Genomic DNA, 13,221 nt, shown 5'->3' with positions numbered 1-13,221 from the left:
CGGCGTGCGGGGCCCACCCACGGGTCAGGTGGCGTGGACCTCGAACTCGGCGATCTGCGCCGCCGGCCAGCCGGTGTTGCCGGTGACGCTGAGCCGGACGAACCGGCGGTCACCGGTGGTGAGGCTGATCGACACGCTGTTGCCGGTGGCCGGGTCGAAGGTGCGGCCCGCCGAGGCGGCGAGCGTGGTCCAGGTGGTGCCGTCGGTGGAACCGAGCACCGACACCGTCTGGGTACGCGTCTGCCAGGCCGGTGACGGTGGCAGCCTGAGCACCACCCGACCCACCGGACGGGCGGTGCCGAGGTCGACGGTGAGCGTCTGCGGGAACGCGTTGTTGGCGCTCTCCCAGTACGTGCCCGCGTTGCCGTCGACCGCGTTACCCGCCGCGTACACGTCGACGTGGCTGGTCGCCACTACCGGCCGTCCCTGGGCCAGGTTGCCGGTCGGTGGCGCGGTGGTGGGCGGTGGGGTGGTCGGCGGCGGGGTGCTGCCGCCGTACACCTCGAACTCGGCGATCTGCGCCGCCGGCCAGCCGGTGTTGCCGGTGATGCTCAGCCGGACGAACCGGCGGTCACCGGAAGGCAGACCGATCGACACGTTGTTGCCGGTGGCCGGGTCGAAGACCCGTCCCGCCGAGGCGGCGAGCGTGGTCCACGAGCTGCCGTCGATCGAGCCCGACACCGACAGCGCCTGCGTCCGCCGCTCCCAGCCGGCCGGCAGCCTGAGCACGACCCGGTCGACGGCACGGGCCGCGCCGAGATCGACGGTGAGCGTCTGCGGGAACGCGGTGCCGCCGCTCTCCCAGTACGTGCCCGCGTTGCCGTCGACCGCGTTGCCCGCCTGGTAGGTCTGATTGTGGCTGGACGCGACGACCGGCCGTCCCTGGGCCAGGTTCCCGCCCGGCGGCGGCGTGGTCGGGGGCGGCGTGGTGGGAGGTGGGGTGGTCGGCGGTGGGGTGGTCGGCGGTGGGGTGGTCGGTGGCGGGCTCGTCGGGCCGCCGCCCCACTGCGGTTCCGGCCACGGACCGCAGTACGGGTTGGCGGTGTACCAGCCGGAGTTGCCGGCACCCTGGCTGATCTGGAAGCCGCTGCCCACACAGTTGTGGATCGGGTTGGGCTGGGCGATGCCGGTGGCCCGTACGTTGGTGAAGGAGACCTGGCTGGGCGCCTGCACCTGGAGCGCGTACGTGCCGGTGCCGTCGATGCGGACGTTGGTGAAGCTGATGCCGCTGCTGACGCCCTCGATCCAGTGCAGCGCCGCATACGAGCTGTCCAGGATGTCGGTGTCGCTGACCTGGATCGACGCGCCCTGGAGCGGCTCGTTCAACGCGGAGAACCAGATCGCGCCGACCCCGAACCGCCAGTTGTAGTCGGAGTTGCCGTTCCGGATCAGCGTGTTGCGCGCCACGGTGATCGTGCCGGCCACCGCGGTCGCACCCTGCACTCCGGTGTACCGGTTCGCCACGTGGATGCCACCACCGTTGGTGACCGAGTCGGCGGTGACGTTGTCGGTTATGCGGATGTCCCGACCGCCGTACGTGACCAGGTGGTTGGCGAGAACGGTCACGCCGATGGTGTTGCGGGTGAAGGAGTTGCCCACGTTCGGCACGGTGTCCGCCCACATCGCCAGCGCGTCGTCACCGGTGTTGCGGACGAACGTGTTGGTGACCGTCGAGTTGGTGACTCCCCAGTGGAAGTTCACCCCGTCGGCGGTCTGGTCCAGGATCCGGCTGTTGCGGAGGGTGAAGTTGTCCATCGGCCCGTCCATCCACGCGCCGACCTTGGTGTGCTGGAGCCACAGGTTGTCCACCACCGAGTCCGACATCGCCCCACCGATGGCGTTGACCTGGTCGTCGTCGACGCGTTCCCGGATGTCACCGATGATGGCGAAGTCGCGCAGCTCCACGTTGCGGCTGGGCCCGCCCGCCTCGTGCGGCCGGATCTCGCCCCGGTATCCGCCGCCGGAGACGTACTTGCCGTAGACGCCGGCGGCCCGCTTCCGGTCGGTGGGGTGTCGGCCGCCGAGCACCGAGTGCCACGGCCCCGCCCCGCGCAGGGTCACCCCGTCGACCACCACGTGGTCCCAGAGCGTGAAGGTGCCCGGCGGGATCCAGACCGTACGCCCCTGGGCCTTCCCGGCGTCGACGGCGGCCTGGAAGCGGGCGGTGGAGTCGGTCGCGCCGGTCGGGTCGGCACCGAAGTCGGTGACCACGTCGAGCACGTTCGCCGGCTTGGTGATCGGCGCGGCGACCAGCTCGAAGTCGGCCAGGTCGATGGTGAACGTCGGGGACTGCGCGGTCGACGAGACCTGGAGCCTGATCTTCGTACCGGTCGGGTAGGTGGTGCCGAAGAGCGTCCGCGCCTCGTCGTAGAAGTGGTGCGGGTTGACGTCACCGGGGTTGTTGTTGAACGGGTAACCGCCGTAGTACCAGCCGTACTTCGAGGTCACCGGCACCGGTTTGACCAGGCTGCCGTTGGCCCGCAGGTCGATCGTGGCGTCCCGGCCGGTGCCGGCGGCGTTGTCGGGGAGGCTGTAGCGGAACGTCACCGCGTTCGCGGGTGCGGTGAGAGTGAACTCGACGTACTCCCCGACCGCGTCGAGGGTGACCGCCTCCCGGCCGCTGGCCTCCGACGGCAAGGTGCCGTAACGGCGGTCCGGGCCGATCCGGGTGCCGGTGTGCGCGGCGTACTCGGCCTCGAGCTCGACGAACGCGACGGTGGCGCCCCGACCGACGATGTCGAACGGGCTGAGCCCGGCGGCGCGTGCCGGGGTCGCGGTCCCGGCGAGGGTGACGACCGAGATCGAGGCGGCGGCGAGGGCGGTGCCGGTGAGGGCGGCCAGCGTGGTGCGGAGCCGGTGGCCGGGTGGATGGGGGTGGTGCGAGACGGTGTGGTCGGCCATGAGCGGCGCTCTCCCTTTCCTCAGGTGGCCAGGTCCCCCGTGGTGATGGTGCCGGTGCTGCCGTCACCTCCTCGTCGGTTCCGGACGCGCCCGGTGCCGGCGGCGGGACGGAGCCGCCGACACCGGGCGCGGAACTAGGCGGATTCGGGTGCGGTCCGCAGCCAGACGGCGGTGTCCGGCGGCAGCAGGTCGTCGTCGAGCGGCCCGCTGGCGAGCAGCCGACCGGTGTGCGGCGGTAGCGGTACCGCCACCGTGGAGAGGTTCACCGCGCAGGCGAAACCGGGGTCCCGCCGGAACGCCAGCACCCCGTCCGGGGCGGGCAGCCAGGCCATCGGCCCGTCGCCGAGCGCCGGTTCGGCGCGGCGGACGGCGATGGCGGCCCGGTACAGCTCCAACATCGACCGGTCGTCACCGGCCTGCGCGTCGGCGGTGCGGTCCTTCCAGTCGGCCGGTTGCGGCAGCCACGGCGTGGCCTGCGCACCGTCCGGACCGAAGCCGAACGGCGGCGACTCCCCCGACCACGGCAGGGGTACGCGGCACCCGTCCCGACCCGGGTCGATCCGCCCGGACCGCTCCCACATCGGGTCCTGGCGCAGCTCGTACGGGATGTCCTCGACCTCCCAGAGACCCAGTTCCTCGCCCTGGTAGACGTAGGCGGCACCCGGTAGCGACAGGGACAGCAGCGCGGCGGCGCGGGCCCGCCGGGTGCCCAGTTCCAGGTCGGTCGGGATGCCCTCGCGTTTGGCGGCGAAGCTGAACGTGGTGTCCGCCCGGCCGTACCGGGTGACGTGCCGGGTGACGTCGTGGTTGGAGAGGACCCAGGTGGCCGGCGCGCCGACCGGCGCGTGGGCGTGCAGCGTGCCGTCGATGCTCTCCCGCAGCGCGGCGGCGTCCCAGGCGCAGCCGAGGAAGTCGAAGTTGAAGGCCGCGTGCAGTTCGTCGGGCCGCAGGTAGGCGGCGAACCGCTGCCGGTCGGGCAGCCACACCTCCCCGATCAACGCCCGCTCCCCCGGGTACGCGTCCGCGATCCGTCGCCAGTCCCGGTATATCTCGTGCACCCCGTCGAGGTCGTGGAACGGGTGCGGCCGGTCTGCCGTCACCTCGGGCAACGTGGCGTCCTTGACCAGCAGTCCGGCGGAGTCGATCCGGATGCCGTCCACTCCCCGGTCGAACCAGAAGCGCAGGACGTCCTCGAACTCGGCGCGGACCTGGGGGTGGTCCCAGTTGAAGTCCGGCTGCTCCGGAGCGAACAGGTGCAGGTACCAGTCACCGGGACGACCGTCCGGGTCTGTGGTCCGGGTCCAGGTGGGGCCGCCGAACTCGCCGACCCAGTCGGTGGGGCGCTGGTCACCGTCGGGGCCTCGTCCCGGGCGGAACCAGAACAGCTCCCGCTCGGGGGCGTCCGGCCCCCCGGCCAGCGCGGCCCGGAACCAGGGATGCGCGTCGGAGCAGTGGTTCGGCACCACGTCGACGATGGTCCGGATACCGACCGCGTGCGCCTCGGCGATCAACGCCTCCACCTCGCCCAGCGTGCCGAAGACCGGGTCGATGTCGCGGTAGTCGGCCACGTCGTAGCCGGCGTCGGCCATCGGCGAGGGATACCAGGGGCTGAACCAGATCGCGTCGACCCCGAGCGTGGCGAGGTAGCCCAGCCGGGAGCGGATGCCGGCCACGTCGCCGATGCCGTCACCGTTGCCGTCGGCGAAGCTCCGGGGGTACACCTGGTAGATCACCGCGCCTCGCCACCACGGACCGCTGTCTGCTGGGGACACGAGCACCTGCTTTCTGCGTTTGGGGGCTAGCCCTTGAGTCCGCCGGTGGTCAGGCCGGACATGATGTTCCGTTGGAAGATCAGGAAGATGACCACCGTCGGTATCGCGGCGATCACCGAGGCGGCGATCACCACGTTCATCGGCGTACCGCCGGCGAAGGCGTAGATGCCGACGCTGACCGTCCGGGTCTCCGGCGAGGGCATCACCAGCTTCGGCCAGAGGAAGTCCTTCCAGACCGCGGTCACCGCGAAGATCGAGACCACGCCGAGGATCGGGCGGGACATCGGCAGGACGATCGACCAGAGGGTGCGCAGCGGCGTCGCCCCGTCCATCAGGGCGGCCGACATCAGGTCCTCCGGGATCGAGTCGAAGAACCGCTTGAGCAGGAAGATGTTGAAGGCGTTGGCGACCAGCGGCAGCCAGATCGCGAACGGCGAGTCGAGCAGGCTGACGTTCAGGATCGGCAGGTCGATCACGGTCACGTACTGCGGGACGATCAGGACCATCGCCGGGATCATCAGCGTGGCCAGCATCAGGCCGAGGATCGCGGAGCCGAGCACCGGCCGCAGCTTCGACAGCGAGTACGCCGCGGCGGTGTCGAAGACGAGCTGGAACAGCACCGCGCCGGCCGCGTAGTAGAACGTGTTGAACAGCAGCTTGGCCAGGGCCAGGTGGTGCCACGCGTCGACGTAGTTGCGCCACTGCGGGTCCTGCGGGAACAGCGACGGCGGGGTCTGCGCGATCTCCTGACCGGACTTGAGCGCACCGGTGACCATCCAGTACAGCGGCCCGAGGAAGACCAGCGTGAAGCCGACGACCACGACGACGAGCAACGTCCAGTAGATCGCCCGGCCGGGGCCGCGCCGGAGCTGCGCCTGCGAGATGAGGGTACGGGTGCCGGAGTCCTGTGCCATGGCGTCGGTGTCCTAGTCCTGTTTCGCGGTCAGCCGCAGGTAGACGGCGGAGAAGCCGGCCAGCACGACGAGCATGATCACGCCGAGTGCGGCGGCACCGTTGAGGTCGTTCTGGAAGAACCCGTGCTGATAGATGAGGTACGCGACCGAGGTCGCCGAGTCCTCCGCGCCCGCGCCGTTGGCCAGGATCAGCGGCTCGATGAAGAGCTGCATGGTGGCGACGATCTGGAGCATCGCCAGCAGGGCGAGGATCAGCCGGGTCTGCGGGATGGTGACGTGCCGGATGCGTCGCCAGATCCCCGCGCCGTCGAGTTCGGCGGCCTCGTACAGCTCACCGGGGATGTTCTGCAGGGCGGCCAGATAGATCAGCACCGCGCTGCCCATGTTCATCCAGGTCGACGCGATGACCATGGCCGGCACGGTCATCTCCGGGGACTGCATCCACTGCGAGGTGGGCAGGCCCAGTCCCTTGAGGATCGCGTTGAACAGACCGGCGTCGCCGGGGTCGTACGCGTAGAACTTGAACAGGAACAGGGCCGAGGCGGGGGGCAGCATCACCGGCAGGTAGACCAGGATCCGCAGATATCCCCGGGCGTGCCGGAACTCGTTGAGCAGGATCGCCACGAAGAACGGCACCGCGTACCCGAGGACGAGCGCGAGACCGGTGAAGTAGAAGGTGTTCTGCCAGGCCGTGGCGAAGCTGGGGTCGTCGAGGATGCGCAGGTAGTTGTCCCAGCCGACCCAGGTGGTCTCGCCGCGCCGGGTGCGCTGGAAGCTCATCACCACGCCCCGGACCATCGGGTACCAGGAGAAGACCGCGAAGCAGAGCACCGCACCGATCAGGAACGCGTGCCCGGTGAGGTTGTCCCGGACCTTGCGGCCGAGGCTGGACCGAGGCGGCCCGGCCGGGGCCGGTGAGGGGGTTCGCCCCGGGGCTCGGGTGGCGGCCGGGGCAGCGGTGATCGCCAAGGCAACTCCTGGTGGGGTGGGACGACCTGGGTGGTACGGCGGTGGTGCGGGTGGGGGCCGGCGGGCCGGTCCCCACCCGTGCGGGTCAGCCCTGCGCGGCGAGGAGTTGGTTGACCTTCTCCTCGGCCGTCTTGAGCAGCGCGTCGATGTCGGCGTTGCGGTTGGTGAGCACCCCGGACATCGCGGCGTCCAGGACGGCGTAGATCGCCTGTGCGTTGCGCGGCTCGCCCTTGATCGGGACCGGGTTCGCCTCGAAGAGGGCGAAGTTCGCGGTGTCCACGTTCGCGTTCGCCTTCCGCAGGTCGAGTTCCTGCTTCTGGGCGTCGCTGCCGTTGCTGAACAGCAGCGGCTGCGGCAGACCGACCGGGTAGTTCTGCGGCTTGGCCCGGGCGTAGTCGAGCTGCCCCTTGCCCGGCGTCAGCTTCTGGTAAGCGATCCACTTGAGACCGGCTTCGACCTGCTCCGGGGTGAGGTCCTTCTTGAAGAAGTAACCCTCGCCGCCGCCGAGCGTGCCCGACGCCCTGCCGTCCTGGCCGGGCAGCGGTGCCATCGCCCAGTCCTCGAACTTGCCCTGGAACTGGCTGACGATCGCCTGGGTGGTGTCGGGTGCGCCGACGAACATGCCGACCTTGCCCGCACCGGCGTTGGTCAACAGGTCACCCCACTGGAGCAGCTGACGGTCGCCCATGCTGTCGTCGCCGTACCGCATGTCCTTGAGGTTCTGCAGGACCTGGCGGCCCTGCGGGCTGTTGAAGGCGGCCTTGCCGCCGTCCTCGGTCAGCACCTGGCCGCCCTGGGAGTAGAGCAACGCGGTGAAGTGCCAACCGCCGGTGTTGCCGGCGCTGTACTCGGCGTAGCCGGCGATCCCGCTGCCCAGCGCGGAGATCTTCCTGGCCGCCTCCCGGACCTCGCCCCATGTCTTCGGCGGGTTGTTCACGTCGAGCCCGGCCTGCTGGAACAGCACCTTGTTGTAGACCAGGCCCATCGAGTAGTTCTTCACCGGTACGGCGTAGAGCCTCCCCCCGTCGGTGAAGACCTCCTTGAGCGCCGGGTCGACGCTGTCCCAGGTCGGGACCGTCTCGGCGGTGGCGTACTCGGTGATGTCCATCGCCTGGCCGGAGTCGAGCACCTGCTGGAGATCGGTCATGTACCCGTAGAACACGTCGGTCACCGTGCCGCCGGCCAGGCGGGCGGTGAAGTCCGGCGGGTTGTTGCACTGCTCGCCGACGCTGACGCTCTTGACCACGATGTCGGGGTTCTGCCGCTGGAACTCGGCGACGTCCTCGTTCCAGTTCTGGAGCAGCTCCTTCTGCGCGCCGACCGGCTGGCAGTCGACGGTGATGGTGACCTTGCCGCTCGCGTCGTCGCTGGTGTCGCCGCTCTTGGTGGAGCACGCCGTGAGGCTGAGCCCGGCCACGAGCGCCAACGCCGCAGCCTTCCGGTACTGCGGTACGGACATCTGTCCATCCCTTCGGGAAAACGAAGTGTCGCCGTGAAGTTCGCTGAACCGCGGTGATCGCCACCGCCGCGATGCCTGCTGCTGATCGGTGTCCTGACCCCGTGTGACTGACCGGGGGCCGGGTGTGAGTGGAGTCACTGTAGCGAGGGCGACTCTTCTCAGCAAGGTTTCGATCTGATGATGAAATTTAGCGACACTATGCCGAGAGACAAAGACATGGGCCTCGCTCGGGATCACGACGAAGGCCGCCGACCGCGAGCAGCGGTCGGCGGCCTCTCGGGTCGCGCGGGATGGGGGTCAGCGAAGGGCAGGTGTCGGCCGGGACCGACGAACCGGGACGGCGGGCGGGATCAGCGGCCGGGCGCGGGCGCGGTCGACCCGCGCACCACCAGCTCCGGCTCGAAGAGCAGTTCGTCGGTGAACACGCCGCCACCCTCGATCTGGGTCACCAGCAGGTCCACGGCGGCCTGCCCCATGGTCTCGATCGGCTGGCGCACCGTGGTCAGCGGCGGGTCGGTGCAGGTCATGAACGCGGAGTCGTCGAAGCCGACCACCGAGACGTCACCCGGCACCGAGCGGCCGAGCCGACGGACCGCGCGGATCGCGCCCAGGGCCAGCACGTCGCTGGCACAGATCACCCCGGTCACGCCACGGTCGACCAGTTTGCTCGCGGCGACCCGGGCGCCCTCCATGGAGAAGCTGGACCGCGCGACGAACTCGGTGTCGTCGGCCCAGCCGGCGACCCGCCCCAGGGCGTCCAGCTTGCGTCGCGACGGCACGTGGTCCTCCGGGCCGAGCACCAGGCCGATCCGCTCGTGCCCGAGCGAGCGCAGGTGGCCGTACGCCTGCTCCACCGCCACCGCGTCGTCGGTGGAGACGCGGGGGAAGCCCAACTCGTCGACGCCGGCGTTGACCAGCACCACCGGCAGGCCCCGATCGGTCAGCCGGCGGTAGTGCTCGTGCGAGGCGTCGGCCAACGCGTACGAGCCACCGGCGAAGATGACCCCGGAGACCTGGTGGTCGAGGAGCATCTCCACGTACGCCGACTCGGAGACCCCGCCGATCGTCCGGGCACAGAGCGCGGGGGTGAACCCGCGTTGCGCCAACGAACCGGTGACCACCTCGGCGAGCGCCGGGAAGATCGGGTTCTGCAACTCGGGCAGCACCAGGCCCACCAGCCGGGCCCGTTCGCCACGCAGCTTGCTCGGGCGCTCGTAGCCGAGCACGTCCAGGGCGGTGAGCACCGCGGTCCGGGTCGCCTCGGCCACGCCACCGCGGCCGTTGAGCACCCGACTCACGGTGGCTTCGCTGACGCCCGCCTTGCGGGCCACCTCGGTCAACCGTTTCGTCACGGCCGCAATCCTACGTCCTGAGACTGCAAAAACAGAACAGCCACTTGTCGCGGACTGACGGGTGACGTCAGATCACGAACTCAGATCACGCAACGCCTCGGACACCGCACGGTGGAAGGTCGGGTACGCGTAGATCATGTGCCGGAGCTGCGCCACCGGCACCGCCGCGTGCACCGCCACCGCCAGACCGGAGAGGACCTCGCCGCCGGCCGGACCGGCCGAGGTGGCGCCGACCAGCACCCCCTGGTCGGCGTCGGCGACCACCTTGATGAACCCGGCCCCCTCGGTGCGGTGGATCCAGCCCCGGGTGGACGAGGCGAGTGGGGTGAAACCGACCTGCACGTTGACGCCGCGTTCCCGGGCCTGCTGCTCGGTGAGGCCGACCGCGCCGATCTCCGGGTCGGTGAAGGTCACCCGGGGCAGGGCCCGGTAGTCGGCGCGGGGCACCGACCCGGCCCCGCCGCTCGACCCGGTGGCCGCCAACGAGCCGGCCACGCCGACCGCGCCACCGACCACACTGGAGGTGCCACTCGGATCCGCGCCGCCGTCCGTCCGCCGCACGTGGTCGAGCAGGTCGGCGACCACGATGGACGCCTGGTACATGGCGATGTGGGTGAAGGCGCCCTCGCCGGTCACGTCGCCGACCGCCCAGATCCCGTCGGTCACGTGCAGCCGGTCGTCCACGGCCAGGTACCGCCGGCTCGCGTCGACACCCACCGTGTCCAGCCCCAACTCGTCGAGGTGGGCGCGGCGGCCGGTCACCACCAGCAGCCGTTCGGCGGTGAACTCCGCGCCGTCCGCGCCGTGCAGGGTGAACCCGTCCGGGCCGTGCGTGACCCGGGTCGCGCGTACCCCGGTGTGGATCTCGACCCCGTCGGCGCGCAGCGCGGCGGCGGCCACCTCGGACGCCTCCGGCTCCTCCACCGCGAGCACCCGGTCGAACGCCTCGACCACGGTGACGCGTACGCCGAAGCGGGCGAACACCTGGGACAACTCCAGGCCGATCGCCCCGCCGCCCAGCACCAGCACCGACTCGGGCAGCTCCTCGACCTCGACGGCCTCCCGGTTCGTCCAGTACGGCGTACCGGCCAACCCGTCGATCGGCGGCACCGACGGCGCGGTGCCGGTGCCCAGCACGATCCCGTGCCGGGCCTGGAAGACCTGGTCGCCGACGCGCACCCGCCCCGGTCCGTCGAGGCGGCCACTGCCCCGGACGAAGCGTCCGCCCTTGCCGGTGAACCGCTCCACGGCGGCCCGGTCGTCCCAGTCGTCGGTGGCCTCCTGGCGGATCCGTTGCGCCACCGGCGCCCAGTCCGGCCGGACCTCGGCGGTGCCGGCCAGCCCGTCGACCCGCCGCGCCTCGGCCAGCGCGTTCGCCGCCCGGATCATCATCTTGCTCGGGATGCAGCCCCAGTACGGGCACTCCCCACCCACCAGGTTCCGATCGATGCCGACCACGGTGAGACCGGCCTCGGCGAGTCGCCCGGCCACCTCCTCGCCGCCGACACCGAGCCCGAGCACGACCACGTCCACCACTTCCGGCTCCGCCATGCCGTCAGCATCGCGCACCGTCCGCCCGCCGACCACCCGGCCACGCGGACCGTCTCAGCGCAGCCAGACCGGATCGACCCCGCGCGCCGCCGTGGGCGGCGGGTAGTCCAGGCTCCGGCGGAGCGCCTCGGGCAGCCGCCACGGCTGGTGCACCGCCTTGCCGGACACCGCCGCCAGTTCCGGCACCCAGCGCCGCACGTACGCGCCCTCCGGGTCGTACCGTTCGGCCTGCCGGATCGGGTTGAACCCCCGGTACGGCCTGGTGTCGTTGCCGGTGCCGGCCACCCACTGCCAGTTGCCCGAGTTGTTGGCCACGTCCCCGTCGAGCAGCCACCGGAAGTAGAACGCCAGTCCGGCGCGCCAGTCCAGGCCGAGCGACTTGGTCAGGTAGCCGGCGGTGATCAGGCGGGCCCGGTTGTGCAGCCAGCCCTCCGCCCGCAACTGCCGCATCCCGGCGTCCACGATCGGTACGCCGGTGCGGCCCACCGTCCAGTCCGCGACCGCGCCGTCGTCGTACCGCCACTGCTCGGTGGCGCCACGCCGGTAGACCTTCCGGGAGATGTCCGGAAAGGCGGCGGTGACCTGGTAGTAGAAGTCCCGCCAACAGACCTGGCGGACGAAGGGCGACGCGGGGTCGCCGGCCCGGTTCGCCACGGTCAGCGGCGACACGCAGCCGAACCGCAGGTAGGGGCTGATCCGGGAGGTCGCGTCACCGGCCATGTCGTCGTGCCGGTCGCCGTACTCGGCCAGGTGCGGCATCCACCGGTCGAGGCGACTCCGCGCCTCCGTCTCGCCACCCACCGCCGCGTCCGGTGACTCGCCGTCGGGCAGCGCCGGCAGGCGGCCCACCGAAACCCCGCCCGGCAGCGACACCCGGGACGGCGCGGCCAGTTCGTCGCGCCACCGCTGCCCGCTCCAGGCCCGGTGGTACGGGCTGAACACCCGGTAGTGGTCGCCGCTGCTCGGCGTCGTGGCCCCCGGCTCCACCACCGTCAGACCCGGGAAGAAGCGCAGGTGCAACCGGTGCCGGTCGCACTCGGCGCGCAGCCGGTCGGCCCGCCGGGTGGCGTACCGGGAGACGTCGGCCGAGAGCGCCACCGCCTCGGCGCCCACCTCCCCGGCCAGCCGGACCGTCTCGGCCACCGGGTCGCCGTGCCGCAGCACCAGGTCGCCGCCGAGCCGCCGCAGCGCGTCGCGCAGGTCGGCGAGACTCTGGTGCAGGAAGCGGGTGCGGTTGGGCGACAGTCCGGCCAACGCCGGGTCCAGGACGTACAACGGCACCACCCGGTCGAAGGCGGCACAGGTCGTCGCCAGCGCAGGGTGGTCGTGCACCCGCAGGTCGCGGGTGAACAGCACGACGGCGGTACGCACGCTCACCGCAGCCGAGGCCCGGGCAGCTCGACCGGCGTGCCGGCCGGGGTGAGCAGGGCACGCGAGGCGACCGCCATCCGGCGTCGCCGGGGCACGGTGGCCCGCCGGACGAACACGTCGTAGTCCTGGGCGGCGACCTCGTCGAGGATCCCGCCGTACAGCGCGTACGCGGTGCGGATGCACGCCTGCGAGGCGGGGTCGAGCAGGAGCACTCCGGGTGCCGCGGCGGCGTAGTGGGTCTGGGCGCGATCCACCTCGTGCCGGATCAACTCGCGGACCGGTTCGGTGGCCCGTCCCGCCGCACGGCAGGCCAGCAGGTCCTCGTGGGTCAGGCCGAAGGCCGCCAGGTCCTCCTCCGGCAGGTACGTCCGCCCCCGGTCCAGGTCCTCGGCGACGTCCCGGACGAAGTTGGTGAGCTGGAACGCGAAGCCCAGTTGACGGGCCGGCTCCCGGGCCGCCGCCGGGGCGGAACTGCCCAGGATGGGCAGCATCATGGTGCCGATGACCGCCGCCGAGCCCTCCATGTAGTCCAGCAGGTGGGCGTAGGTGCGGTAGGAGGTCACGGTCAGGTCCATCGCCATGCTCTTGAGGAACGCGGCGAAGTCCTCCCGGTCCAGGTCGAACACGGCGATGGTGTGCAGCACCGCCGGGAGCAGCGGGTCGTCGACCTGCTCGCCGTGCAGTCCGGCGATGAACCGGCCGCCCCAGTCGTCCAGCCGGGCGGCACGCGCCGGCGGTGGCAGCTCCTCTGTCTGGTCGACGATCTCGTCCGCGTACCGAGTGAATCCATATAAGGCGTGCACATGACGCCGTTTCCATGCGGGTAGTAGCCGGGTGGCGAGATAGTAGGTACGCCCGTGGCGTTTGTGCAGCTCACGGCACCTCTCGTAGGCGGCACTGAGATCCGTCTCCACGAGCCCTCCTCGAAAATC

At 71.2% G+C, this 13,221-nt stretch carries 9 protein-coding genes; all 9 read right to left on the bottom strand.

All coding sequences use genetic code 11. The features are described from left to right. Positions 1-24: 24 nt before the first annotated feature. On the bottom strand, positions 25-2,901 hold the full coding sequence (locus tag HUT12_RS01795; protein WP_176092273.1) for a discoidin domain-containing protein: 2,877 nt from the start codon (positions 2,899-2,901) through the stop codon (positions 25-27). A gap of 134 nt (positions 2,902-3,035) precedes the next feature. Beyond that, entirely contained in the window at positions 3,036-4,673 is a 1,638-nt protein-coding gene (locus HUT12_RS01790) for a glycoside hydrolase family 13 protein (RefSeq protein ID WP_176092272.1), read from the bottom strand. Between the two features lie 26 nt (positions 4,674-4,699). Further along, a complete protein-coding gene (locus HUT12_RS01785; protein WP_176092271.1) occupies positions 4,700-5,587 on the bottom strand; it encodes a carbohydrate ABC transporter permease in 888 nt (295 codons plus the stop codon). A gap of 12 nt (positions 5,588-5,599) precedes the next feature. Beyond that, a complete protein-coding gene (locus HUT12_RS01780) occupies positions 5,600-6,556 on the bottom strand; it encodes a carbohydrate ABC transporter permease (protein WP_131051441.1) in 957 nt (318 codons plus the stop codon). 85 nt (positions 6,557-6,641) lie between these two features. Continuing rightward, entirely contained in the window at positions 6,642-8,015 is a 1,374-nt protein-coding gene (locus HUT12_RS01775; protein WP_131051440.1) for an ABC transporter substrate-binding protein, read from the bottom strand. A 350-nt stretch (positions 8,016-8,365) separates the two neighbouring features. Then, positions 8,366-9,367, bottom strand: coding sequence for a LacI family DNA-binding transcriptional regulator (locus HUT12_RS01770; RefSeq protein WP_176092270.1), 1,002 nt, complete (start codon positions 9,365-9,367; stop codon positions 8,366-8,368). 72 nt (positions 9,368-9,439) lie between these two features. After that, complete coding sequence (locus HUT12_RS01765; RefSeq protein ID WP_131051438.1) at positions 9,440-10,918, bottom strand: NAD(P)/FAD-dependent oxidoreductase; 1,479 nt, start codon at positions 10,916-10,918, stop codon at positions 9,440-9,442. 54 nt (positions 10,919-10,972) lie between these two features. After that, positions 10,973-12,295, bottom strand: a complete 1,323-nt coding sequence (locus HUT12_RS01760; RefSeq protein ID WP_176092269.1) for a deoxyribodipyrimidine photo-lyase — start codon at positions 12,293-12,295, stop codon at positions 10,973-10,975. After that, positions 12,292-13,203, bottom strand: a complete 912-nt coding sequence (locus HUT12_RS01755) for a phytoene/squalene synthase family protein (RefSeq protein WP_131051436.1) — start codon at positions 13,201-13,203, stop codon at positions 12,292-12,294. The genes HUT12_RS01760 and HUT12_RS01755 overlap by 4 nt, the downstream gene beginning before the upstream one ends. Positions 13,204-13,221 lie beyond the last annotated feature (18 nt).

Source organism: Verrucosispora sp. NA02020 (genome assembly GCF_013364215.1).
Lineage (GTDB): Bacteria > Actinomycetota > Actinomycetes > Mycobacteriales > Micromonosporaceae > Micromonospora.
The sequence above is the reverse complement of the archived record's forward strand: the minus strand, read 5'-3'. Positions and strand labels throughout refer to the sequence as shown.